General features: G+C 65.0%; 21 protein-coding genes and 1 pseudogene. 12 read left to right on the forward strand and 10 right to left on the reverse strand.

Annotation, left to right across the window (positions count from 1 at the left end; translation table 11 throughout):
- Nucleotides 1-16 precede the first annotated feature (16 nt).
- Nucleotides 17-712: an alpha/beta fold hydrolase gene (locus tag G6P99_RS05740; RefSeq protein WP_029079806.1), complete on the reverse strand. Its 696-nt coding sequence runs from the start codon at nucleotides 710-712 to the stop codon at nucleotides 17-19.
- A gap of 163 nt (nucleotides 713-875) precedes the next feature.
- Here G6P99_RS05740 and G6P99_RS05745 point away from each other — a divergent pair, with 163 nt between their 5' ends.
- From G6P99_RS05745 to G6P99_RS05755, 3 genes are all read left to right on the forward strand, one after another.
- Nucleotides 876-1,490, forward strand: coding sequence for a CGNR zinc finger domain-containing protein (locus G6P99_RS05745; RefSeq protein ID WP_035976523.1), 615 nt, complete (start codon nucleotides 876-878; stop codon nucleotides 1,488-1,490).
- A 29-nt stretch (nucleotides 1,491-1,519) separates the two neighbouring features.
- Nucleotides 1,520-2,203 (forward strand): haloacid dehalogenase type II, encoded by a 684-nt coding sequence (locus G6P99_RS05750; RefSeq protein ID WP_035976522.1) that lies wholly within the window; start codon nucleotides 1,520-1,522, stop codon nucleotides 2,201-2,203.
- Nucleotides 2,204-2,380: 177 nt separating this feature from the next.
- Nucleotides 2,381-2,740 carry a hypothetical protein gene (locus G6P99_RS05755; protein ID WP_029079803.1) on the forward strand — a complete coding sequence of 120 codons (360 nt, stop codon included), beginning with the start codon at nucleotides 2,381-2,383 and terminating at the stop codon, nucleotides 2,738-2,740.
- Between the two features lie 851 nt (nucleotides 2,741-3,591).
- Here G6P99_RS05755 and G6P99_RS05760 read toward each other — a convergent pair.
- A complete protein-coding gene (locus G6P99_RS05760) occupies nucleotides 3,592-5,085 on the reverse strand; it encodes a GGDEF domain-containing protein (RefSeq protein WP_029079802.1) in 1,494 nt (497 codons plus the stop codon).
- Nucleotides 5,086-5,207: 122 nt separating this feature from the next.
- Here G6P99_RS05760 and G6P99_RS05765 point away from each other — a divergent pair, with 122 nt between their 5' ends.
- Nucleotides 5,208-5,486, forward strand: coding sequence for a DUF7662 domain-containing protein (locus G6P99_RS05765; RefSeq protein WP_165129260.1), 279 nt, complete (start codon nucleotides 5,208-5,210; stop codon nucleotides 5,484-5,486).
- A gap of 113 nt (nucleotides 5,487-5,599) precedes the next feature.
- On the opposite strand, the gene G6P99_RS05770 is transcribed toward G6P99_RS05765, so the two are convergent.
- From G6P99_RS05770 to metG, 3 genes are all read right to left on the reverse strand, one after another.
- Nucleotides 5,600-8,476 carry an EAL domain-containing protein gene (locus G6P99_RS05770; RefSeq protein ID WP_029079800.1) on the reverse strand — a complete coding sequence of 959 codons (2,877 nt, stop codon included), beginning with the start codon at nucleotides 8,474-8,476 and terminating at the stop codon, nucleotides 5,600-5,602.
- Nucleotides 8,477-8,596: 120 nt separating this feature from the next.
- On the reverse strand, nucleotides 8,597-9,595 hold the full coding sequence (locus tag G6P99_RS05775; RefSeq protein ID WP_029079799.1) for an NAD(P)H-quinone oxidoreductase: 999 nt from the start codon (nucleotides 9,593-9,595) through the stop codon (nucleotides 8,597-8,599).
- 69 nt (nucleotides 9,596-9,664) lie between these two features.
- Nucleotides 9,665-11,344 carry a methionine--tRNA ligase gene (gene metG / locus G6P99_RS05780; RefSeq protein ID WP_165127520.1) on the reverse strand — a complete coding sequence of 560 codons (1,680 nt, stop codon included), beginning with the start codon at nucleotides 11,342-11,344 and terminating at the stop codon, nucleotides 9,665-9,667.
- A gap of 271 nt (nucleotides 11,345-11,615) precedes the next feature.
- Here metG and G6P99_RS05785 point away from each other — a divergent pair, with 271 nt between their 5' ends.
- Together G6P99_RS05785 and G6P99_RS05790 are read left to right on the forward strand one after the other, a co-directional pair.
- Nucleotides 11,616-11,807: a DUF1192 domain-containing protein gene (locus G6P99_RS05785; RefSeq protein WP_029079797.1), complete on the forward strand. Its 192-nt coding sequence runs from the start codon at nucleotides 11,616-11,618 to the stop codon at nucleotides 11,805-11,807.
- Between the two features lie 519 nt (nucleotides 11,808-12,326).
- Nucleotides 12,327-12,839: a DUF1465 family protein gene (locus G6P99_RS05790; protein ID WP_165127522.1), complete on the forward strand. Its 513-nt coding sequence runs from the start codon at nucleotides 12,327-12,329 to the stop codon at nucleotides 12,837-12,839.
- Nucleotides 12,840-12,896: 57 nt separating this feature from the next.
- On the opposite strand, the gene plsY is transcribed toward G6P99_RS05790, so the two are convergent.
- Both plsY and G6P99_RS47440 read right to left on the reverse strand, forming a co-directional pair.
- Nucleotides 12,897-13,556, reverse strand: a complete 660-nt coding sequence (plsY, locus tag G6P99_RS05795; protein WP_029079795.1) for a glycerol-3-phosphate 1-O-acyltransferase PlsY — start codon at nucleotides 13,554-13,556, stop codon at nucleotides 12,897-12,899.
- Between the two features lie 19 nt (nucleotides 13,557-13,575).
- Nucleotides 13,576-15,082, reverse strand: a pseudogene (locus G6P99_RS47440) (PLP-dependent aminotransferase family protein).
- Between the two features lie 86 nt (nucleotides 15,083-15,168).
- Between G6P99_RS47440 and G6P99_RS05810 the strand changes: the two are divergent.
- Entirely contained in the window at nucleotides 15,169-15,795 is a 627-nt protein-coding gene (locus G6P99_RS05810) for an FMN-binding negative transcriptional regulator (RefSeq protein ID WP_029079794.1), read from the forward strand.
- Between the two features lie 13 nt (nucleotides 15,796-15,808).
- A complete protein-coding gene (locus G6P99_RS05815; protein WP_029079793.1) occupies nucleotides 15,809-16,426 on the forward strand; it encodes a LysE family translocator in 618 nt (205 codons plus the stop codon).
- An 8-nt stretch (nucleotides 16,427-16,434) separates the two neighbouring features.
- On the opposite strand, the gene G6P99_RS05820 is transcribed toward G6P99_RS05815, so the two are convergent.
- Together G6P99_RS05820 and G6P99_RS05825 are read right to left on the reverse strand one after the other, a co-directional pair.
- A complete protein-coding gene (locus G6P99_RS05820; RefSeq protein WP_029079792.1) occupies nucleotides 16,435-16,755 on the reverse strand; it encodes a DoxX family protein in 321 nt (106 codons plus the stop codon).
- A gap of 1 nt (nucleotide 16,756) precedes the next feature.
- Complete coding sequence (locus tag G6P99_RS05825) at nucleotides 16,757-17,137, reverse strand: DUF4267 domain-containing protein (protein ID WP_029079791.1); 381 nt, start codon at nucleotides 17,135-17,137, stop codon at nucleotides 16,757-16,759.
- A gap of 127 nt (nucleotides 17,138-17,264) precedes the next feature.
- Here G6P99_RS05825 and G6P99_RS05830 point away from each other — a divergent pair, with 127 nt between their 5' ends.
- Nucleotides 17,265-17,885 (forward strand): TetR/AcrR family transcriptional regulator, encoded by a 621-nt coding sequence (locus G6P99_RS05830; RefSeq protein ID WP_029079790.1) that lies wholly within the window; start codon nucleotides 17,265-17,267, stop codon nucleotides 17,883-17,885.
- Between the two features lie 327 nt (nucleotides 17,886-18,212).
- Here G6P99_RS05830 and rpmE read toward each other — a convergent pair whose 3' ends face one another.
- Nucleotides 18,213-18,440 carry a 50S ribosomal protein L31 gene (rpmE, locus tag G6P99_RS05835; RefSeq protein ID WP_016845230.1) on the reverse strand — a complete coding sequence of 76 codons (228 nt, stop codon included), beginning with the start codon at nucleotides 18,438-18,440 and terminating at the stop codon, nucleotides 18,213-18,215.
- A 197-nt stretch (nucleotides 18,441-18,637) separates the two neighbouring features.
- Here rpmE and G6P99_RS05840 point away from each other — a divergent pair, with 197 nt between their 5' ends.
- The 3 genes from G6P99_RS05840 (at nucleotide 18,638) to G6P99_RS05850 (ending at nucleotide 22,727) form a co-directional block, all read left to right on the forward strand.
- Nucleotides 18,638-20,494, forward strand: a complete 1,857-nt coding sequence (locus tag G6P99_RS05840; RefSeq protein WP_029079789.1) for an ABC transporter transmembrane domain-containing protein — start codon at nucleotides 18,638-18,640, stop codon at nucleotides 20,492-20,494.
- Nucleotides 20,495-20,631: 137 nt separating this feature from the next.
- A complete protein-coding gene (locus G6P99_RS05845) occupies nucleotides 20,632-21,027 on the forward strand; it encodes a hypothetical protein (protein ID WP_245284595.1) in 396 nt (131 codons plus the stop codon).
- A gap of 209 nt (nucleotides 21,028-21,236) precedes the next feature.
- Nucleotides 21,237-22,727, forward strand: a complete 1,491-nt coding sequence (locus G6P99_RS05850) for an amidohydrolase family protein (RefSeq protein ID WP_165127524.1) — start codon at nucleotides 21,237-21,239, stop codon at nucleotides 22,725-22,727.

The raw sequence follows: 22,727 nt of genomic DNA on the forward strand, positions 1-22,727 counted from the left end.
CAATCGTGAAAAGAGGTCAGTGCTCTGTAACGCTGCGGATGGCTTCCTGGATGATGTCGGCGACCAGTTTTGGCGCGGTGACGATCGGCGTGTGATCGACGGGATGTGAACGCACCACAGCCTTCATCCGCGCCGCCATGCTGCGCTGTGTCTCCGGCGCGATCATCCGGTCGTCCTCGGCGACCAGGAACCAGCTCGGGATGTCCTTCCACCGCGGACGGCCGACCGGAACGGTGATGCAGGCCGGCGAGATTGGCCGCTGCACCGCCGCCAGTACCGCGAGCTCCTCGGCACGCGCGCCTTGCGCGAAGGCCGACGCGAAGGCGGGCTCCGGCAGCCAGATCAGGCCGTTGGCGTCGGGTGCAAGTTTTGGCGCGAACGGATGCGGCGGTGCGCGATAAAACACATCGGCGACGGTCTCGCCCTCGTCCGGCGCCAGCGCCGCGACATAGACCAGCGCCTTGACGCGCGGCGAGCGGGTCTCGGCAATGACAGCGCCGGCATAGGCGTGGCCGGCCAGTACGATCGGTCCTTCGACGCGGTCCAGCGTGCGGTTCAGCGCGGCGACATCGTCCGCGAGCGAAGTCAGGGGCAGCGGCGCCGCCACCGCGGTGATGCCCTCGGCATCCAGCGCCGTGATCACCCGCGCCCAGCTCGAACCATCGGCCCACGCGCCATGGGCGAGCACCACGCTGACATCCTTGTTCGACATCTTCAGCTCCCTCGTTTCGCTTGTAACCATTCAAAAGCCATTTGACAGGTTACGATGCTTATGCTCCAATGTTCGTAACTTGTCAATAGGCTTTAATCAGGTTATTTGCGGCGAGGTCGAAAAGCCGCCAGGAGGCAGCACCGTGCAATCCCATCCGCCCGCGATGTTCATCGCCGATAGCCTGGGGCTCGATTTCATCAATTCGATCGCGACCCCCGTCGATACGCCGGTGGACTGGATCGCCGACGGCGACGGCCTGTTGCGCTGGCTCGTGCAGGCGAAGCTGGTGCCGTCAGATGTGCTCGATGAGCTCGGCGCACGCGCGACCGCGGGCGAGCTCGACGACGTTGCCGGTCAGGCGCGAGACTTGCGCGAATGGTTCCGCGGCTTCCTGCGCAAGCATATGGGCCGGCCGCTGGCGCCGCGGGCGCTGAAGGAATTGGAGCCGCTGAACCGGCTGCTCGAAAGCGATCAGGCGTTCATCCGCATCGTGCCGCATCGCCATAAGCACGGCGATGACGAGCACGACGGTTTCGCGCTGGAGCGGACGCGGCGCTGGCGCTCGGCCGCGTCACTGCTCCTGCCGATCGGCGAGGCGATGGCCAGGGTCGTCTGCGAGGAGAGCTTTTCCGACATCAAGGCCTGCGAGGGTCCGGCCTGCACGCTGATGTTCGCCGATCACACGCGGGCCCGTGCGCGCCGCTGGTGCAGCATGGCGATCTGCGGCAATCGCGCCAAGCAGGCCGCGCACCGCAGCCGGATCAAGGATAGGGGCTGAAACCAAACCCAACCAACGGAGACCAAAAAATGGCACTTCCCCTGATCGTGTTCGACGTCAACGAAACCCTGCTCGACCTCGAGACCATGGAGCCGGTGTTCGCGCGCATCTTCAACGACAAGAGCGCGATGCGGCTGTGGTTCGCGAACTTCATCATGTATTCGGCCTCGCTCACGGTGGCGGGCTGCTACGTGCCCTTCACCGACATCGGCGCCGCGGTCATGAAAATGCTGGCGGATACGCGCGGCATCAGGATCGACGAGTCCGACAAGAAGGAACTGACGGAGAAATTCTCCACCATGCCGCCGCATGCCGAAGTGCCGGCGGCGCTGCGCAAGCTGCGCGCCGCAGGCTTCCGCCTGTTCACGCTGACCGACAATCTCTTGGAGGTGCAGACCCGTCAGCTGACGCACGGCGGCATCGTCGATCTGTTCGAGCGGCGCTTTTCGGCCGATGGCGTCAAGCATCACAAGCCGTCGCGGCAGGCCTATGGTTATGTCGAGAGCGAGCTTGGAGCAAAACCTTCGGAGTTCTGCCTGATCGCATGCCACACCTGGGACACGCTCGGCGCGGTGGCCGCCGGTTGGGAGGCCGCGCTGATCAAGCGCCCCGGCAATGATGTGCTCGGCGTCGGCCCGCAGCCGCAGGTCGTGGGTGACGATCTCAACGATGTCGCCGACCAGCTGATCCGCCGTTACGGCGCGAAAGGGTAACGGCCCCTGACGGATCGAGCGCTGGAGGGACGGTCAAAAACCCTCCAGGCCGATCGCTCGGAAGCGCATAAAACCGGAATGAAATCCATAGCGCTTTTCAACCATGCCCCTTGAGCCTTCCTCAACTTCCGCGGCCGATGCTTGCCGCGCCAAAGGGATCGACAAGGAGCTCAGAACATGCCGGCCAAGGCACGAACAACCGGACGAGCGACCGCGACCAACGCCACCGCGCAATCGCGCGAGGATATCCTTAACGCGCGGGCTATCAGCACGCTGGGCGCCGGCGTCGTCAACGCGATGAGCGCGGTCGGCGCCGCCGTCATCAAGAAGCACAGGCCGGCGCTCGGCAAGAGCCCGGATTGGTTCTGGCACATGTTCGCGAAATGCGAGGCCAAGGCCGCCCGCATCGCCGAGCAGGCCGCGCGCGATCCGGAGGCCTGCGGCGATGCCACCTTCATCGAGCTCTACGCCGCGCAATTGCCGAAGTTGATGGCCGCGGCGCTCGAGAGCCACGAGAAGGCGCTCAAGGGGAAGTAACGGAGCGTCGAAAAGAGGCTGACAACGGCGATCGTCCCGTTGTCGTTCCCACCTGCGTTGCCGCGCAGGGCAGCTATGCACCGTGAAACCATATCTCGCCGCCGTTCGTATCCGAACGGTGGCGGAGGTCCGCGGCCGCGGGCTTCCGGATTTTTTCAATCCGGGGCGTTGGATGGTGAAGCACCTTGTTTCCGATGAAGAGAAGTGTGACGCGTGTAACGGGACGGGCTTTCCGGACGTGAAACAGCCGCGCGAGCCGGCACGGAAGATCTATCCGGAGCCGTGCAAGAAGTGCGGCGGCAAGGGGCGGATCAGGAAGGCCGCGTGGGGCAAGTAGCCGGCGCCGAAGGCAATCAGTCTTGCAAGGCGGGTTAGGCGAAGCCGTAACCTGCCATCGCTCTCGTCGGGCTCGTCCGGCCAGACCCTTTTGATCCGCGTCGACTACGACGCTGTGCTCGGACAAATGATGTCGCGAGAATGCGGATGTATGACTCACAGCCGTGCAACAAACTCGATGTCGTCCCGGGCAAGCGCAGCGCGACCCGGGACCCATAACCACGAATGGCAGTTACTCGCGCTATGCTGGGGCCACAGCTCGCTTCGACGGCTCAATCCTGTGGTTATGGGTCCCTGCTTTCGCAGGGACGACGATGCGGTGAGGGATCATGAGCATGTCCATCACCGTCATGCTGAGAGGCGAGCCTTGCGGCGCGCTTGCGCCGCTGGGCGAGCCTCGAAGGATCGACGGCCACCAGCCGGGCCGTGCATCCTTCGAGGCTCGCTCCGCTCGCACCTCAGGATGACGGCTCTGATAGTCTTCGCAGGGACGACGATACGGCGAGAGTTGTGCCCTACGCCACCAGCGCGATCTTCGGCGCTGTCGCCAGCACCGACTGGTTGCGGCCGTTGGCTTTGGCGGCGTAGAGCGCCTTGTCGGCGGCTTCGATCAGGTCGGACCATTGCTGGCCTGCATTCGGGCGCATGCTGGCGACGCCGATGCTCACCGTCGTGATGACCTCGCCCTCGCACCATTGCTGGACCTTGGCGCGGATGGTTTCGGCCAGATTGAAGGCCTCGAGCGGGGTGGTGCTGGGCAGCAGCACGGCAAATTCCTCGCCGCCGAAGCGCGCCGGGCAATCGCCGGCGCGGCGCACCGCATCCGAGATGCAGATCGCAATCCCGACCAGCACCTGGTCGCCGGCCTGGTGTCCATAAGTGTCGTTATAGGCCTTGAAATGATCGGCATCGATCATCAACAACGCGACCGGCTGGCCGTGCCGGCTCGCCCGGCGCCACTCGCGCTCGATCTCGGTGTCGAACTTGCGCCGGTTCTTCAGGCCGGTGAGGGCGTCGGTCGTCGCCAGCTCCTCGAGCTTGTCCTCGGCGTCGGCGCGACGGACGATCTCGCGGGCGAGGACCAACGTCGCGCTGAGCACGAACAGGACCAGAAACGCCATGATCGCGCCGATCCGGATCGCCTCGGTACGCCAGAGGTTGAAGACGGCTTCGAGCGGCTTGCCGACCACGACGTAGAGCGGGCCCGAGCTGCTGCGCCTGACATAGAGCCGCGGCGTGTCGTCGACCGGACCCTTGCCGGAGTAGGCGCCGCCCGCCTTCAGATTCTCGGCCTTCCAGTCCAGTTGCTCCGCAAGGTTCTTGCCGATCACGTCGAGATCGAACGGCGTCCGCATGATGATGGTGCGGTCGTTGCGCAGCACGGTGATGGTATCGCCGGGCGCGAGGTTGAGCCGGCCGAACATATCGTGGAAATAGCTGAAGCGGATCGAGCCGACCACGACGCCGAGAAAGCGGCCGTCCTCGCCGACGATGCGCCGGCTCAGCACGATGGCGTAGGCGCCGCGATGCAGCATCGGCCGGCTGATATACAGCCCGGCATCGGGATGGTCGCGCTGGACCGTGAAATATTCCTCGTCGCTGCGGTTCTCGGGTCGCGGATCGAGGCTCGCCGCGTCGATGGTCAGGTCGCCCTTGCTGTCGAACACCTGGATCGCGCCGAAATGTTTGGCGGTCGCGGCGTGATCGAACAGGATCAGCTGGCGCAGTTCCTTGCTGACATTGCGGATCTCCGGCATCTCGAGATTGCTGGCGACCGCGCGCAGCGACAGGTCGTAGAGCTCGATGTTGCGGCTGATGTCGGCCTCGATGCCTGACGCAAAATTTTCCAGGGTCTGGCGGGCCAGTTGCTCCTCGCCGCGGCGCATGTCGAACATCACGCCGGCGCAGACCGCGGAGAAGCCGAGGACGGTCGCAACCGACGCGGCGATCAGCAGCTTTGCCGATAGCCGCCAGCGCCGCCTTGCGTCGTTTCCCCGTCGAAATGGCATTTCCCGCTCCAAAGCTTGGTCATGCAACGGGAAATCTTGTTGTCGCCTTAAATGGCGACAGCGGCCGCCGAATGGGTTAACGGGTGGTTGCCGAAACCTGTTTTTTTGTCATCGAGGACGTTGTGAACGACTACGACGCGCTGCGGGATTATCTGAAGAAGCAGCATCTGCCCGAATTCGTGCTGACCTTCGAGGAGATCGAGGCGATCATCGATGCGGCGCTGCCGCGCGCCGCCCACCGGGCGTCGTGGTGGGAAACCCTGCGCAGCCCGCAGGAGAAGATGCCGCAGCGCGAAGCCTGTCTCGACGCCGGCTACATCGCCACGCGCCAGGCCGACGGCAAGAGCGTCAGGTTCAAGAAAATGTCCAACCGTCGTCCCGGCGAACGCCGGGACCCATAACCACAGGGCGTTGTTGTCACGAAGGCAACTGGCCCCAGCGCGTCATGGACGGGCCGCGGCGTATAGGTCCCGGCTCCCGTGTGCAGTTGCGCACGAGGCCGGGACGACAAGATCTAGCTCGCGGCTTCCAGCCGTTCCTCGGTGAGCAGCCGCGTAGCGGCGTCAGCGTCCATCGGCTCGCCGAAGGCAAAGCCCTGGGCGTATTCGCAGCCGAGCTGGTAGAGCTCGACGGCATCGGAATCCGTCTCGGCGCCTTCCGCGACCACCTCCATGCCGAGATCGTGCGCCAGCGCGATGATCGACTTCAGGATCACCGGGCGGGTGCCGCGGCTCGTGGTGCGGACGAAGGACTGGTCGATCTTGATGGTGTCGAACGGGAAGCGCTGCAAATAGGACAGCGAGGAGTGGCCGGTGCCGAAATCGTCGAGCGACAGCCCGGTGCCGAGCTCGCGGATCCGCGCCAGCATCTGGGCGGCGTGCTCCGGGTTCTCCATCACAAGCGATTCCGTCAGCTCCAGCTTCAGCGTGCCGCGCGCCACGGAGGAGCGCGACAGCACGGTGCGGATATCGTGGATCAGGTCGTGGCGCAGCAATTGCCGCGACGACACGTTGACCGACGCGAAGATCGGCTCGCGCGCCCGCATCGCGCGCTGCCACACCGCGAGCTGGCGTGCGGTCTGGTCCATCACGAACATGCCAAGGTCGACGATCAGGCCGGTCTCCTCGGCGACATTGATGAATTCCGACGGCGACATCCGGCCGAGCTTGGGATGGTCCCAGCGCACCAGCGCCTCGAAGCCCGCGATCGCGCGATCCTCGAGCCGCACGATCGGCTGGTACAGGATCGTGAGCTCCTGGCGCTCGATGGCACGGCGCAGATCGCTCTCGAGCGTCAGGCGGTCGGTCTTCCGCGCCCGCATCGCCGGCTTGTAGACGTCGATGCGGTCGCCGCCGATCCGCTTGGAGTGATACATCGCAAGCTCGGCGTCCTTGATGATCTCGTCCGAGAGCGGCGCGGCCGGATCGGACAGCGCCAGTCCGATCGAGGCGGTCAGGAAGATCTCGCGGTCGTTGAACGCGATCGGCGCGCGGATGGTCTTGCGGATGGTCTCGGCAAAATTGGTGATCCGCGCCGGGTCCTGCTCGGACAGCAGGATCAGGCCGAACTGGTCTCCGGCCATCCGCGCCAGCGTGTCCTGCGGCTTGAGGATGCGGGTCAGCCGCCGCGCCAGCGTCAGCAGGATGGAGTCGCCGACCGCAATCCCGACGGAATCGTTGACCTGCTTGAAGCGGTCGAGGTCGATCACCATCAAGGTCGGCCGCAGGTTCGGCATGGTCTTGGCGAGGTTCGCCACCGCGCCGAGCCGGTCCATGAACAGCCGGCGGTTCGGCAGGCCGGTCAGATTGTCATGCACGGAGTCATGCAGCATCCGCTCTTCGGAGTTCTTGAACTCGGTGACGTCGGTCAGCGTGCCGACCACGCGCGAGACCTCGCCGTCGGAGCCGACCACCGGCCGCGCCTTCAGTGCGAACCACATGAAGTGGCCGTCGGGCGTGCGCAGCCGGAAATCCTGCACCAGGCGGCCGCGGCGCTGGTCGAGCACGCTGTCGAGCGCGGCGCGGAAGCGGTCCTGGTCGAGCGGGTGCAGTACTTCGAGCCATTTCGCGGCCGGGCCTTCCAGCGTGCCGCGCTTCAGGCCGAGCAGTGCCTCGGTCTCGGGGCTGGTGAACACCTTGTCGGCGGAGACGTCCCAGTCCCAGATCAGATCGCCGGAGCCGGTCAGCGCCAAGGCGCGGCGCTCGACATCGGAGACCACGCCGGTGGTGGCGCCGCCGCCGGCGAAGGCGTGCTGCATTACGGTGAAGCCGATCAGCATCACGATCAGCACCAGGCCGCCGAGCAGCGCCGGGCCGACGATGTCGTTGGTGACGGAGCCCGCGACCGTCATGCCGGCCGCGACCACCCAGACCACCAGCAGGAACCAGGTCGGGATCAAGAGCACCGCGCGGTCGAAGCCGTGGGTCGAGAGATAGACGATCAGCGCGAAGCCGGCGAAGGCGATCATCACCAGCGACATGCGCGCGATGCCGGAGGCGACCGCGGGATCGAACAGCGCCAGCGCCACCAGCGAGCCGAGGAAGAGCAGCCAGCCGATCGTGATGTGCGAGTAGCGCACATGCCAGCGACTCAAATTCAGATAGGCGAACAGGAACACCAGCAGTGTCGCCGCGAGAATCGCCTCGCCCGCCGCGCGCCAGACGCGCTCGGCGTTGTTCGACATGTCGAGCACCTTGCCCCAGAAGCCGAAATCGACGCCGATATAAACCAGCACCGCCCAGGCCAGCGCCGCGGCGGCCGGGAACATGATGCTGCCCTTGACCACAAACAAGATCGTGAGCACGAGCGCGAGCAGGCCCGAGATGCCGATCACGATGCCCTGGTACAGCGTGAACGAGTTGACCTTGTCCTTGTAGGCGTCGGGTTCCCACAGATAGAGCTGCGGCAGCTTGTCGGTGCGCAGTTCCGCGACATAGGTGACGACGGCGCCGGGATCGAGCGTGATGCGGAACACGTCGGCGGTCGGGCTCTCTTGCCGCTCGGGGCGATCGCCGACCGACGGCGTAATGGTGGCGATGCGCGACAGGCCGAGGTCGGGCCACAACAATCCGGACGACACGATGCGATAGTGCGGCGCGACAATCAGACGGTCGAGCTGGTCGTCGGTGTTGTTGGCGAGCGCGAACACCACCCAGTTCTGTCCGCCTTCGCGGGCGCGAACTTCGATGCGGCGCACGATGCCGTCGGTTCCAGGTGCAGTGGAGACCTGAATGCGGTCGGTTTCGCTGCGTTGATGGTCGAGAACAGCGGTGAGGTCGATCGCCGGCGCGTCGCTGCGCACGCTGACCGCGTCGATCGCGTACGCGTCAGGCGCAGCAGCAAACATCATGAGGCCCAGCGCGAGCAGCGCAAGGCACCTGATCAGACGCAATGTCAGTACTCCGCGATCGACAAACTGACCGGGCCCGGCGACCGGCCCGGCGGTGGCGCGATAAATGACACGAAAGCGAAGGGAATCAAAGGGTTTCCGCCCCTGCTTCCGTCGCGAGAGTTAAACCACCAACACAATTTTGCCAATATGTTCGCTGGTCTCCATGCGCCGGTGCGCGTCGGCGGCCTTTTCCAGCGGGAATGTGCTGTCCATCAGCGGCTTGACGCGGCCTTCGCGCAGCAAGGGCAGCACCTTTGCCTCGATCGCCGCGACCATCGCCGCCTTGTCCGCATTACTACGGGGGCGCAGGGTCGAGCCGGTGTGGTGCAGCCGCTTGACCATCAGCTTGGCAAAATTGGCTGACGCCTTCGGTGCTCCCGACAGGAACGCGATCTGGACGATGCGGCCCTCAACCGCGGCGGCGTCGTAGTTGCGGTCGATATAGTCGCCGCCCACCATGTCGAGGATGACGTTGGCGCCGGCGCCGCCGGTGGCCGTCTTCACGGCTTCGACGAAATCGTCAGTCTTGTAGTTGACGGCGTGATCGGCGCCGAGCTTGAGGCAGGCATCGGCCTTGTCCTGCGAACCGACGGTGACGATCACCTTGGCGCCGAACGCCTTGGCGAGCTGGATCGCCATCGTGCCGATGCCCGACGAGCCGCCATGGATCAGCAGCGTCTCGCCGGCCTTCAGCGCGCCGCGCTCGAACACATTGTGCCAGACCGTCATCAGCGTTTCCGGAATGGCGCCGGCTTCCTGCATCGTGAGCTGCGGCGGCACGGTCATCGCCTGCGCGTCCTGCGCGATGCAGTATTGCGCGTAGCCGCCACCGGCGACCAGCGACATCACCTTGTCGCCGATCTTGTGCGTCGCGCCTTCACCGAGTGCCACCACTTCGCCTGCGATCTCGAGGCCGGGCAGGTCGCTTGCGCCGGGCGGCGGCGGATAGGAGCCGGAGCGCTGCGCGACGTCGGGGCGATTGACGCCGGCGGCCGCGACCTTGACCAGGATTTCGCCGGCCTTCGGCACCGGCAGCGCGCGGGTTTCCGGCACCAGCACTTCGGGGCCACCGGGCTTGCTGATGGCAACGACGGTCATTTGCGCGGGCAGGTTTGGCATGGTTCGTTCCTGGTCAGTGAGGAGGATTGGCTTGTGGCATACCGCCTTTTGCTACGAAGCGAAACGCCCTTAAGCCCCGAACCGCGCCGTCAGATGGCCTGCTTTCTCGGGGGTGATCTTCTCGACCAGCGGGCCGAGTTTTTCGACCGGCGTGCCGGCACCTTGATCCAGCAGCGGGATGAGTGGGCCATTGGGCCAGCGCGGCACGGCGTCGTCGTGGCCGAAGGCGCGGAGCACGCGTTCCGACAGAGTTGGCACGATGCTCCACGCCAGCGTGGCGCAGAGCGCGACTAGATTGAGTCCCGTGCGGGTGATGACCGCCGCGCGAACGGAATCGGACTTGATGGCGGTCCATGGTGCTGCGTGCTGCAGGTACGCGTTCGCGGTGTCCCAGATCGCGCGGGTCGTTGCGGCCGCGGCACGAAACTCCAGTGCGGTGTGATGGCGGTGCAACGCTGTGATGCGCCGCTCCAGATCATGCGCAAGCTCTCGCTCGGCCTCACCGGGCGTGCCACCTTCAGGAATGCGGCCGTCGAAGCTTCGATGCGCAAAGCTGATGATGCGGTTGGCGAGATTACCGAAGATGTCGGCGAGGTCCTTGTTCACATCGCCAACGGATCTCGCGACGCTAAAATCGGTGTCGGCGCTTTCGGGCGCGTTGGCGATCAGCCACCAGCGCCAGAGATCGGCCGGCAATTCTTCCAGCGCCGCATCGGTGAAGATGCCGCGCTGGCGGCTGGTCGAGAACTTGCCGCCCTCGTAATTGAGCCAGTGGAATCCCTTGATGATGTCTGCGGTCTTCCATGGCTCGCCGGAGCCGATCAATGTCGCCGGAAAACTCACGGTGTGGAACGGGATGTTATCCTTGCCGAGAAACTGGATGTAGCTGACGTCGTCGGCCTGCCACCACCATTGCCGCCAGTCGCGATCAGGTGCGGCGGCCGCCCATTCCTGCGTCGCGGCGATATAGCCGATCGGCGCGTCGAACCAGACATAGAACACCTTGCCGTCGAAGCCGTCGCGCGGGACCGCAATGCCCCAGGCGAGATCGCGCGTGATGCAGCGGTCGCGCAGATCGGCATTGAGCCAGCCCTTCGCGGTCGAGACCACGAAGGGCGGCCATCCGGTGCGGCTGTCGATCCATGCGCCGATTGTCTCGACCAGCTGCGACTGGCGCAGGAACAGATGATTGCTGTCGCGGATCTCGAGCGCGCGGTCGCCTGATAGCGCCGAGCGCGGATCGATGAGTTCTGGCGGGTCAAGCAGCGTGCCGCAATGATCGCATTGATCGCCGCGCGCCGATTGATCGCCGCAATGCGGGCAGGTGCCGAGCACGTAACGGTCGGGCAGGAAGCGCCGATCGGCCGGCGACCACACCTGTTGCGACGTGCGCGCCTCGATCAGCCCGGCTGCGTCGAGCCGGCGATAGAAGTGCTGCGTCAGCGCATGGTTTTGCGGCGCGCTGGTGCGGCCGAAATGATCGAAGGACAGACCAAAGCGCCGGTAGATGTCGGCCTGGACGGCGTGCTGCGCATCGCAGAACTCCCGGACATCCTGTCCGGCCTCGATGGCGCCAAGCTCGGCGGGCGTGCCGTGCTCGTCGGTGGCGCAGATGAACAGCACGTCGCAGCCGGTTTGCCGCCGGAAGCGGGCATGGACGTCGGCGGGCAGCAGCGAGCCGATCAGATTGCCGAGATGCTTGACGCCGTTCACGTAAGGAAGCGCGCTGGTGATGAGAATTTTGGTCATGGGTTAAGGTCTTTCGCGTTTGCTGATGCCGACCCTCGAAAGATCAAATCGGAAAATCAAAAAGCCCTCCCGCATGATCGGAAGGGCTTGGGGTCGGCTCATGCCTGGCGCGCAGGCGCGCACTATCCCGTCCGGTCAGACTCCTCGCGGTCGGGCCGGGGCATTCGCGTCAGATGTTGCGCGCACACGAAAGTCACTGCAAAATTCTCCTCACCCAAGATCTATCATCTCTGGACGCGAGGCGCCAGATCATCATTGCCGGGAGGGCAACATGCCGATTGAGGATGACGACCGGCCGAAGAAAAAAATTAGCCACGAGATCGGCCAGGATCTCTACCTGCTGTCGGTCGAGGATTTGACCGAGCGGATCGCGCTGCTCACTGCTGAAGTCGATCGCTTGAAAGAGGCGATGGCGAAGAAGCGCGCGTCAAAGGACGCCGCGGACGCGTTCTTCAAGTCGTAGCTCTTTTCGACATCACATCACGTCGTCCCGGACAAGCGAGCAAAGCGAGCGCGATCCGGGACCCATAACCACGGCTGTTCCTTGTCGCGTACGGTTGGGCCACAGCTGCGTGCAACGCGGGCTTTGGCGGTTATGGGTCCCGGCCCCCGTGCGCAATTGCGCACTAGGCCGGGACGACTCTCGGGGATCAACTTGGCCCTGTCCCAAACTAGGTCAATGGCCGACATGGCAAACAAAGCCTGAAGAAATCCGCTCATTTACGGTCGGTTAAGCTTTCTCGATTATGACTGCATTGTCCTGGTTTGGACACCGAGTGGCTCCTGTCCACTCTGTTTGACGCCTCCCTGTTATCAACTTCAAAGCCGCCGGAAACGGCGGCTCTTTTTTGTGCGTCCTATCCGCCGGAAACCATAAATCGGGTTGCGGCTGGACTCTTCGGCGCGCCCGCGCAATGATTTGTTCATCATAAGCTGGCGCGTCAGATGCCAGCGGGCGTTACGTGGTGTGAGGGCGTTAACCATGGCCGATCGTTCCCAGAGCGAAGCCGGGCTTGTGCTGTTCAGTGAACGGCTGACCAATTCTGCGGCATTTGGCGTGCTGTTCCGGGAAGGCATGGACCTGGTCGAGCAGACCGCCGCCTATCTCGACGGCGACGGGCGCACCGAGGCCAAGGCGCTGGAACGTTCCGTCAGCCTGACCTATGCCACCGAAAGCATGCGCCTCACCACGCGGCTGATGCAGCTCGCGTCCTGGCTGCTGTTGCATCGCGCGGTCAAGGAAGGCGAGATGACGCTGACCCAGGCCAATCGCGAGAAGACCAAGGTGAAGCTGTCGGCGGCCGATCCCGGCCCGGCCGACATGGTGACGAAACTGCCGGAGCAATTGCAGCAGCTGATCGCCCGCTCGATGGATCTGCAGGCGCGGGTGCGCCGGCTCGACACCACGATCCACGCGCCGGCGCCGGATCGTTCGACCATCGGCAATCCGCTGGTGCCGCAGCTCAACCGCCTCAAGGCCGCGTTCGAGCAGTAAGATCGGCGCGAAGCGTCGTCACGGCGCGCGGCGCGGTTCGGCCCGCGTCCTCATCAATCAGCTCGGGCGCGCACCTTGTCCCAGCCGTGGCTCGGTCCCGGCGAGCAGCCGCTGAATGTTGGCACGGTGGCGCGCGATCACGTAGATGCTGCCTGCGATCACCAGCAACCGATAGGGCAGTGGCTGCTCCAGCGCGCAGACGAGGGCGATTGCAGTCAACGCTGCCAGCATTGAACTCAAGGAAACGATCCGGGAGATAGCCAGCACGGCGAGAAACACCGTCGCGGCTCCCAGACCGACCGGCCAGGACAGCGCCAGCAACACGCCGAGCCCGGTCGCTGCGGATTTGCCGCCCGTAAAATTCAGCCAGATCGAACGGCCGTGTCCGAGCAATACGGCAAGTCCCGCGAGACAAACAGCCCAAGGTGTCCAGCTCTCAAGATCAAGCGCCGCCGGTGGCGTGACGGTCGCGAGCCAGGGATAGAACCAGCGGGCAAACACGATCGCTGCCGCACCCTTCAGCACATCGACCAGCAGAACCACCAGCGCAGGCCATGGCCCCAGGGTGCGCAACACGTTCGTTGCCCCAGTGGATTTCGAGCCATGCTCCCGAATGTCGATGCCCCTAAGCAGTTTCCCCGCCAGATAGCCTGATGGCGTCGCTCCGAAGAGATAAGCGATCGCCAGTCCAGCCACGCTCGCACTCCAGAACATCATGGCAGTCACCTCGACGCTTTCATTTCAAGCGAACCTGATCTGGTTGTCTACGTCTTCCGCGATCCATGATTCCGCGCAAACGGATCGCGGCCGCCTCCAGTTCCTCCGGCGCAAATCCGCCGAAGCCGAGCATCAGGCCGGGCCGTGCTTTCAGCGCGTACATCGGCGAGATCGGCCGCACGACGATCCCGTCGGCGAGTGCGGCCTTCGCCAATTGCACATCGTCGATACCGCGCGGTAGCCACACCAGCAGATGCATACCCTGATCGCTCGGCTGCAGGGTGACGTCATCAGGCATGTGGCGTTCGAGCGCTGCGATCAGTGTCGCGCGCCGTGCGGCGTAGACGCCGCGAATGCGCCTGATATGCGCTTCGAACAGGCCTTCCCGCATATAGGCTGCCAGCACATGCTGGTCGGCGGTCGGCGAATGCCGGTCGAGCAGCGCCCGCGCGCCGGCGAAGGCGTCGATCAGCGGCAGGGGCGCCACGACGTAGCCGAACCGCAGCGAAGGAAACAGCACCTTGCTCAGCGTGCCCAGATAAATCACCCGCGACGGGGCGAGACCCTGCATCGACGGGAAGGGATGGCCTGCATAGCGTAGCTCGCTGTCATAATCGTCCTCGACGATCCAGGCCGCGCGGCGCGCCGCCCACGCCACCAGCGCGTTGCGGCGGGCCATGCTCATCGGCATGCCGAGCGGATATTGGTGCGACGGCGTCACGAAGGCCGCGCGCGTTCGGACAAACGGCGATGGCGGCATCGACGTCGATGCCTTGCGTATCGACCGCAATGCGCGTGGTGACGAGATCGAGATCGTCGAGCACCGCCGTCATGCCGGGATAGGCGGGATCCTCCGCCCACACGCGATCACCCGACGACAGCAGCACGCGGCCGGCGAGATAGAGGCCCTGTTGCGTGCCGGCCGTGATCACAACCTGCTCGGGCTCGCAATGCACCGCGCGGGATTTGCGCACATAGTCGGCGATCGCCTGCCGCAACTCCATCAGCCCGCGCGGATCGCCGTAGCTTGCCGGCGCGGCCGCGCGCGATGCACGGACGCGGTTGCCGAGGCGCCGCCAATTTTGGTCCGGGGCGACGGCGCCGCCCGGGACTGCGATCGCAAACGGCGCCTCCGGCATCGGCGTGAAGGCCGCCGCGATTTTGGCAAGCCGCATCGCGCGCGGCGGCAAGTGGATCGGCGCGGTCTTGTTCGAACTGCGGTTGACGGGCGGGCGGACGGGCCGCGCTTGTTCGGCAAGCGTCGGCGCGACGCTTGTGCCGGCACCGACATGCGAGACCAGATAGCCCTCGGCCTGCAATTGCTCGAAGGCTTCCATGACCGTGCCGCGGGCAACGCCGAGCGAGGCCGACAGCGCGCGGGTCGACGGCAGGAATTCGCCGGCCTTCAATTCGCCGTTGGCGATGATGGCGCGCAGAGCCTGCGCGATCTGCCGCCCAACCTGTCCGGCGGTGCGGTCGATCGCGCGGAGCGGAGGGATGCTGATCGTGGTACGCAGACGGGGCATAGTGGATCAGTCAGTATGATCGAAAGTGGCTCTTATCATAGGCCACTTCGGCGCTATTGTGCGAGCAACAATTGATGAGGCCTCCGATGTACCTGCCGCCGCATTTCAAGATGGATGAGCTCGGCCCGATCCACGCCGCGATGCGGGCCTCAAAGCTGGCAACGCTGGTCACCGCGACCGCCGACGGGCTGATCGGAACGCCGCTGCCGCTGATCCTCGCTGCAGACGAGGGCGACTACGGCACGCTGTACGGCCATGTCGCGCGGCCCAATCCGCAGTGGAAGCTGCCTGCGGTCGGCGAGGCGATGGCGATCTTCACCGGGCCCGACGCCTATGTGACGCCGTCCTGGTATGTGACCAAGGCCGAGCACGGCAAGGTGGTGCCAACCTGGAATTACGTCGCCGTGCACGCTTACGGCGCGGCCGAGTTCTTCGAGGATGCCGATCGCCTGCTCGATGTCGTCACGCGGCTGACCCGATTGCACGAGAGCACGCGCAAGGAGGCCTGGCAGGTCAGCGATGCGCCTGATGATTTCATCAAGGCGCAGCTGCGCGGCATCGTCGGCTTCCGGATGCCGATCACGCGGATCGACGCCAAGAAGAAGATGAGTCAGAACCGCAAGCTCGAGGATCGCGCCGGCGTCATCGCGGGTCTCGGCGCCAGCGACAATCCTGCCGACCGCGAGGTCGCGGCGATGATTCCGGCGAACTGAAACGAAAGCCCCGATGGAATTGTACCTCGCGTTTGCGATCACCACCGCGACCTTCGCGCTGATCCCCGGTCCCGCCATGCTCTATGCTGCGGCTCGCACCTTGGCGGGCGGCCGGCGCGCCGGGCTGCTGGCTTCGCTCGGCCTGCATCTCGGCGGCTATCTCCATGTCATCGCCGCGGCCGCCGGCCTCGCTCTGCTGTTTCACGCGGTGCCGCCGCTATTCACAGCGATGAGGCTGGCCGGAGCGGCCTATCTGGTCTGGCTCGGCCTGTCGCTGTTCCGCGATCGCGACAATACCAAGCGTCCCGCGCTTGCGCCGCTCTCCGCGGAGCGCGCCTTCGCGCAAAGCATCGTCGTCGAGGTCTTGAATCCGAAGACCGCGATCTTCTTCCTGGCGTTCCTGCCGCAATTCGTCGATGCATCGGCGAGCCTGCCGGTTTGGGCCCAGCTGTTTCTGCTCGGCACCATCGTCAACCTGACGTTCTCGGCGGTCGACATCGTCTGCGTGTTTTTCGCCAGCGCCGTGATGTCGAAGCTGCAGCGCTCGCAGAGGTCGCAGCGGATCATGCAGCGGATCGGCGGCAGCATCCTGGTCGGGCTCGGCGCACGGCTCGCGTTCCAGGACCGCTAGGTCAGCCCTCAAGACAAGGTCGCTGCAAGAGCAATCAATGCGCCAAAGACACCAAGTGGCGCAAGGTGCGAAAGATCGCGGTGGCGCAGAACGGTCATAACCGCAGCCGCAACGATTACCGCCCCAAGCGCCAGGCCAATACTGCGACTGGCGGGAAGCGCAATCAGAACGGCGCTCATGATCTCCAGTCCACCAGTAAAAAGGCTCCACCAGCGCGGGTAGCCCCACCGCGCGAAATCACTTTGCGTCCCGGGCGTGCCGATCGCGTTGAAGAGGCCTGCGCCAAAGAATCCGGCGACGAGGAGCCAGGTTGGAAGAGCGTGGACCATCTCAGGCCGCACCAATCATCATGGGGATGGCTGCCAAGACCATGAACACCGCCGTGAGGCCGTGCATGCCGAAGGCGCTCTTGGTGGAGCCTTTCGCTGCGAGGATGAGCAGCATGTCGCCCACGGGGATGATTGCTTCAACAAGCAGGATGATGCCGACCCCGCGCGGATCGCCCCACGCCATGAACGCCAGTACGGCCAATCCCGATGCAATGTCGCGCACCCCCTTGAGGCGCAGCCACCAAACGGTGTTGGCGCCGTTTTCAGGCAGCGGCAGGCCGAAACTGCGCGTCGCGGTCGTTGGGCTCACGACATATAGGGTGCCGATCGCGATAATCGCGACAGCCACGAGCAATGCCATTCCGAGCGCAAGCCAATGCATCACATTGTCCTATTCTAGCAAAAGAAGAAAGTCTAGCGTTGCTAGCTAGATAATCTAGCATTGCTAGATTATCAAGCCTCGGTATGATCACGAATGTGTGGGCCTTCCGGACCTGGGAGATCGAGGATTGGGTATCGTCGAGCGGAAAGGGAGGGGCCGGGCTGAGCGCGAGCATCGCATTGTCGCGGCGGCGCGCGTGATCGCGGAGCGCGAAGGATGGGATGCTGTTACAGTCCGCCGCCTGGCCGAAGAGATCGAATATAGTCAGCCGGTCCTCTATTCGCATTTCGAGAACATGGATGCGATTGTTGCGGCAGTTGCAGTCGAGGGTTTTAAGGAGCTCACAGTGGCGCTTCGGGAAGCGGCAGGCGGATCGACCAGACGACGAAATGCGCTCAAGGATGTCGCGACCGCCTATCTCGCCTTTGCGTTACGTCATCCTGCACTCTACGAGGCGATGTTCATCCTTCCGACGGATTTGCGGTTCGCCGAAGCTGGAACCAGACCGGAACTAAGGGCCGGTTTCGAAGCCCTTGCGGCAGTCGTGACGCCGTTTTGCGTCGATGTAGCTGTCGTCACCGAGACGTTTTGGGCAGCCCTTCATGGGCTCGCTGCACTCGAACGTTCAGGCCGAATAAGACCCAGCGCGCGCGGCGAACGCATCGCACTTGTTGTTCGGGCGATCGTAGTTTCCGGAAATAGCTCGCCTGGCAGGTTTGGCGTATCGACCTCCAACGCCCGGAGCTGAGTTTCACTTTTCTCCTATCGAATATTTCGACCGGCGCTCCTCTCGCATGCGTTGCACTCGCCGGAACTCGGACAGATCATGTCGCGGGAATGCGAAGCTAACGTCCCCGCCTACACTGTCATCGCCCGGCTCGACCGGGCGATCCAGTACGCCGCGGCCTCTCGGCTCAAGCACTGGCGCCTCTGGAATACTGGATCACCCGCATGCGCGGGTGATGACACTGAACATGCTGTTTGACATTCGAATCCGAACCGATCCCCAAAACAAAAACGCCCCCGAGATGGAGGCGTTTTGCATTGGGTCGCGAAGGCAATCCCGAAGCGGGCTTTAGTCTTTCTTGAGGAAACCCGAAAACTTCTTCTGGAAGCGCGACACACGGCCGCCGCGGTCCATCAGCTGCTGGGTGCCGCCGGTCCAGGCCGGGTGCGACTTGGGGTCGATGTCGAGGTTCAGCGTGTCGCCTTCCTTGCCCCAGGTCGAGCGGGTCAGGTACTCGGTGCCGTCGGTCATGACGACCTTAATCGTATGATAATTCGGATGAATATCGGCTTTCATGGCAGTTCCTTCGGCGCGCCGGCGCCCATCTCAAGATGTCTGGGGTACGGGATTTGGGCGGCTCTATAACGCATGGAGACCCACGAAACAAGCCAAGAAAGGGGCTTAAGCCCATCACCGGATTGGGACTTTACCGGATTTGCCAGCCGGGGGTCAGCGGGCCTATGTGGAGGCGATAGAACCGGTCTAGAAACATAATGAGCATAGCCGAACAGCTTGAGACCCCTCCCGGCAGGCCGCAGCCTCCGCGCGATGCGTTGCTCGACGAGGAAGCCTTCATCGAGAGCCAGATCACGGAGCCGGCGAAGAGCCGTGCCCGCTTGCGGCCGCTGCTTGCGCTCGCGCCCTATGTGGCGCGCTACAAGGGGCGGGCGATCCTCGCGCTGATCTCGCTGACCATCGCGGCGATCACCACGCTGGTCGTGCCGGTCGCGGTGCGGCGGATGATCGACATGGGCTTCACGCCCGAAGGCATCGCGATGATCAACAGCTATTTCAGCGTGATGATCGCAGTCGTTGCCGTACTCGCCTGTGCCAGCGCCTCACGCTACTACCTCGTGATGACGATCGGCGAGCGCATCGTCGCCGATCTCCGGCGCGATGTGTTCGCGCATCTGATTTCGCTGTCGCCGTCATTCTTCGATTCCGCGCGAAGCGGCGAGCTGGTGTCGCGACTGACCGCCGACACCACGCAGATCAAGTCCGCGGTCGGCGCCTCGGTGTCGATCGCGCTGCGCAATCTGATGCTGTTCTTCGGCGCCGCGGCGATGATGGTGATCACGAGCCCGCGGCTCTCCGGCTTCGTGCTGGCCGCGATCCCGCTGATCGTGATTCCGCTGGTCGCGTTCGGCCGCTGGGTACGGCGGCTGTCGCGCAATGCCCAAGACACGTTGGCCGATGCCAGCGCCTATGCCTCCGAGCTGGTCAACGCGATCCGCACCGTGCAGGCCTATACCGGCGAGCGGCTGGCCAGGACGCGCTTCAGCCGCGAGGTCGAGCAGGCCTATGACGCCGCGCGCAGCTCGACCAAGGCGCGCGCGATGCTGACGCTGATCGTCATCTTCATCGTGTTCGCCAGCGTCGTCGTGATCCTCTGGGTCGGCTCGCACGACGTGCTGGTCGGAACCATCAGCCCCGGCCGGCTCGGCCAGTTCATTCTCTATACGGCGTTCGCTGCGAGTGGCCTCGGCCAGCTCAGCGAGGTCTGGGGCGAAGTCTCGGCCGCGTCGGGCGCCGCGGAGCGGCTGTTCGAGATTCTGCGCATCAGGCCGGAGATCGCCGCTCCCGCCGCGCCGCGCGCGCTGCCGCAGCCGGCGCGCGGCGATGTCGGCTTCGACAATGTCAGCTTCGCCTATCCGACCCGGCCCAACGCGCTTGCGGTCGATGGCGTGTCGCTGAAGGTCGGCTCCGGCGAGAAGGTCGCGATCGTCGGCCCCTCCGGCGCCGGCAAGAGCACGCTGTTCCACCTGCTGCTGCGCTTCTACGATCCGAAATCGGGCACCATCTCGCTCGACGGCGTGCCGATCCGGCAGGCCGATCCCGCCGAGGTCCGCGCGCGGATCGCATTGGTGCCGCAGGATTCCGTGGTGTTCGCCGCCTCGGCCCGCGAGAACATCCGGTTCGGCAGGCCCGATGCCACCCATGCCGAGGTCGAGCGTGCCGCCGATCTCGCGCATGCCACCGAATTCCTGCGCCGGCTGCCCGGCGGCTTCGATGCCCAGCTCGGCGAGCGCGGCGTGACGTTGTCCGGCGGCCAGCGCCAGCGCATCGCGATCGCGCGCGCCATCTTGCGCGATGCGCCGCTGCTGCTGCTCGATGAGGCGACCTCTGCGCTCGACGCCGAGAGCGAAACGCTGGTGCAGACCGCGCTCGAGGAATTGATGCGCCACCGCACCACGCTGGTGATCGCGCATCGTCTAGCGACCGTGCTGTCCTGCGACCGCATCCTGGTCATGGACCAGGGCAGGATCGTCGAGCAGGGCACCCACGCCGAGCTGGTCGCCGCCAACGGCCTCTATGCACGGCTGGCGCGGCTGCAGTTCGAGGGGATCTGAGCCCGCGATCTTGCTAGGCGTTGCCGGGCCGCTTATGCGGCGCTTATGAGATCGCTCGCGCGATCCCCTCGAAAACCTATTGCCGCGCAAGGATAGTCACGCCGCGCCCCGGATCGGGCGCGCGGGGTGTTCGATCGATGCGCAGTGAGGGAGCAAGCGAATCGCAGGGCAAGCTGCTCTGCGCCTGGCAACTCGCCGTGCTGCGCTTCACGGTGACGCTCGACGACGCCGACCGGATGCACGTGCTCGCCGTGGCCGGCGAGCTCGATCGATTGGATGGTGCGGCCGCTGGCTCGTTCCATTTCTTCCGCAGGACGACAGCGGAGCTGTGCCGCGCGATTACCGGTCACGATGCCGATGCGGAGACCGTTGTCCGGCGCTTCCAGATGCAGATCGACAATCCGCGATTGCGGCGGGCCTTCGAGGCGGCGATCGCCAAGGATCGGACGCCGCCGAAGCTCGTCGCGAGCCGGACCAGACCGAACGACGATCTCTGGAGAGGCCTCGCCCCGCGACGGGCGACTGGAACGTAACGGACCTCGCCGCCACTCGCATCGTTGACGCGGCCTTCTCGCCTCGCGCGAAGGACGATTGCGTTACACCATATCGCAAGAATCCCGATCGGAGCGTTGCGATAGATGCGATGCATTTTTGTCTCTTGGCCCCGCTTGGGTCCGGTCGTAAGCCTTAATGAAGGCGGCCGGCCGGGACCGCGGTTTCGGACAATGCGGGGAGTGGCGAGATGGGTGGTTTGGTGATCAGCGGCGGCCGGGTGGTGGATCCGGCGAGCGGCATGGATGCGATCGGCGACGTCGCTGTGGTCGACGGCCGGATCGCTGCTGTCGGCACCGGCCTCGGCGGCGCCGAGCGGCAGATCGACGCCACCGGCCGCGTGGTCGCGCCCGGCTTCATCGATCTGCACGCGCACGGCCAGACCATTCCGGCCGATCGGATGCAGGCGTTCGACGGCGTGACGACGTCGCTCGACCTCGAGGCCGGCGTGCTGCCGGTTGCGTCCTGGTACAAGCGCCAGGCCGAGAAGGGCCGGGTGCTGAACTACGGCGCCGCCGCCAATTGGGCCTTCGCGCGGATCGGCGCGATGACCGGCTCGAATTCGGAAAGCTCGCTGGAATCGTTCGGCGCCGCGATGCGGGATCGCCGCTGGATCGAGAACGTGGCGACCGATGGCGAGGTCGCCGGCATCCTGGAGCGTCTTGCCAACGGGCTGAACGAAGGCGGCATCGGCATCGGCATTCTCAACGCCTATGCGCCGGGCGCCGGCGTGCAGGAACTGACCGCGGTGTGCCAACTGGCGGCCGCGCGTGCGGTGCCGACCTTCACCCACGTCGCCTACATGTCCCGCATCGATCCCGAGAGCGCGGCCGAGGCCTATATCCGCCTGATCGGCTATGCCGGCGCCACCGGCGCGCATATGCACATCTGCCACTTCAACTCGTCGAGCAAGACGGATATCGAACGCTGTGTTGCGCTGATCGCGAAGGCGCAAGCGCAGGGCTTGCCGATCACGGTGGAGGCCTATCCCTACGGCACCGGGTCGACCGTGCTGGCGGCGACCTTCTTCAGCGATCCCAAATTCGAGGAGCGCAACGGCCTCGGCTACGATTCGGTGCAGCGCGTGACCGACGGTCACCGCTTCGGCAGCCGCGAGGAGCTGCTGGCGGCGCAGGCCGAAGAACCCTCCACGCTGGTGCTGTGGCATGTGCTCGATATCGAGAACAACCAGCATCATCGCGACCTGCTCGACATGGCGGTGCTGTATCCGGGCGGTGCGATCGCGTCCGACGCGATGCCGTGGACGCTGTCGGACGGCCGCCCCTACACCGGCGACGCCTGGCCGCTGCCCGATGATGCCACCTCGCATCCGCGTTCGGCCGGTTGCTTCACCCGCTTCATCCGCGAATGGGTGCGCGAGCGCAAGAAAGTGTCGCTGCTCGAGGGCATCCGCAAATGCGCGCTGATTCCGGCGGAAATCCTTTCCGCAAGCACGCCGGCGATGCGCGCCAAGGGCAGGTTGCAGGTCGGAGCCGACGCCGATGTCGTGGTGTTCGACTTTGAGACCTTGAGCGATCGCGCGACCTTCTCCGCGATGAACCGACCGGCGGAGGGTGTGCGGTATCTCGTGGTCAGCGGCCAGCCGCTGATCAACGACGGCGTCCTCGATGTCGCGGCGCGGCCGGGCCGGCCGGTGCGCCGGCCGGTCGCCGGAGGCTGA

The organism is Bradyrhizobium sp. 6(2017) (assembly GCF_011058295.2).
GTDB classification, from domain to species: Bacteria; Pseudomonadota; Alphaproteobacteria; order Rhizobiales; family Xanthobacteraceae; genus Bradyrhizobium; species Bradyrhizobium septentrionale.

What these genes read in the sequence shown, in the direction of transcription:
- G6P99_RS05740 (WP_029079806.1), bottom strand. Translation starts at nt 712, where the DNA reads ATGTCGAACAAGGATGTCAGCGTGGTGCTCGCCCATGGCGCGTGGGCC.
- G6P99_RS05745 (WP_035976523.1), top strand. Translation starts at nt 876, where the DNA reads ATGTTCATCGCCGATAGCCTGGGGCTCGATTTCATCAATTCGATCGCG.
- G6P99_RS05750 (WP_035976522.1), top strand. Translation starts at nt 1,520, where the DNA reads ATGGCACTTCCCCTGATCGTGTTCGACGTCAACGAAACCCTGCTCGAC.
- G6P99_RS05755 (WP_029079803.1), top strand. Translation starts at nt 2,381, where the DNA reads ATGCCGGCCAAGGCACGAACAACCGGACGAGCGACCGCGACCAACGCC.
- G6P99_RS05760 (WP_029079802.1), bottom strand. Translation starts at nt 5,085, where the DNA reads ATGCCATTTCGACGGGGAAACGACGCAAGGCGGCGCTGGCGGCTATCG.
- G6P99_RS05775 (WP_029079799.1), bottom strand. Translation starts at nt 9,595, where the DNA reads ATGCCAAACCTGCCCGCGCAAATGACCGTCGTTGCCATCAGCAAGCCC.
- metG (WP_165127520.1), bottom strand. Translation starts at nt 11,344, where the DNA reads ATGACCAAAATTCTCATCACCAGCGCGCTTCCTTACGTGAACGGCGTC.
- G6P99_RS05785 (WP_029079797.1), top strand. Translation starts at nt 11,616, where the DNA reads ATGCCGATTGAGGATGACGACCGGCCGAAGAAAAAAATTAGCCACGAG.
- G6P99_RS05790 (WP_165127522.1), top strand. Translation starts at nt 12,327, where the DNA reads ATGGCCGATCGTTCCCAGAGCGAAGCCGGGCTTGTGCTGTTCAGTGAA.
- plsY (WP_029079795.1), bottom strand. Translation starts at nt 13,556, where the DNA reads ATGATGTTCTGGAGTGCGAGCGTGGCTGGACTGGCGATCGCTTATCTC.
- G6P99_RS05810 (WP_029079794.1), top strand. Translation starts at nt 15,169, where the DNA reads ATGTACCTGCCGCCGCATTTCAAGATGGATGAGCTCGGCCCGATCCAC.
- G6P99_RS05815 (WP_029079793.1), top strand. Translation starts at nt 15,809, where the DNA reads ATGGAATTGTACCTCGCGTTTGCGATCACCACCGCGACCTTCGCGCTG.
- G6P99_RS05820 (WP_029079792.1), bottom strand. Translation starts at nt 16,755, where the DNA reads ATGGTCCACGCTCTTCCAACCTGGCTCCTCGTCGCCGGATTCTTTGGC.
- G6P99_RS05825 (WP_029079791.1), bottom strand. Translation starts at nt 17,137, where the DNA reads ATGCATTGGCTTGCGCTCGGAATGGCATTGCTCGTGGCTGTCGCGATT.
- rpmE (WP_016845230.1), bottom strand. Translation starts at nt 18,440, where the DNA reads ATGAAAGCCGATATTCATCCGAATTATCATACGATTAAGGTCGTCATG.
- G6P99_RS05840 (WP_029079789.1), top strand. Translation starts at nt 18,638, where the DNA reads ATGAGCATAGCCGAACAGCTTGAGACCCCTCCCGGCAGGCCGCAGCCT.
- G6P99_RS05845 (WP_245284595.1), top strand. Translation starts at nt 20,632, where the DNA reads ATGCGCAGTGAGGGAGCAAGCGAATCGCAGGGCAAGCTGCTCTGCGCC.
- G6P99_RS05850 (WP_165127524.1), top strand. Translation starts at nt 21,237, where the DNA reads ATGGGTGGTTTGGTGATCAGCGGCGGCCGGGTGGTGGATCCGGCGAGC.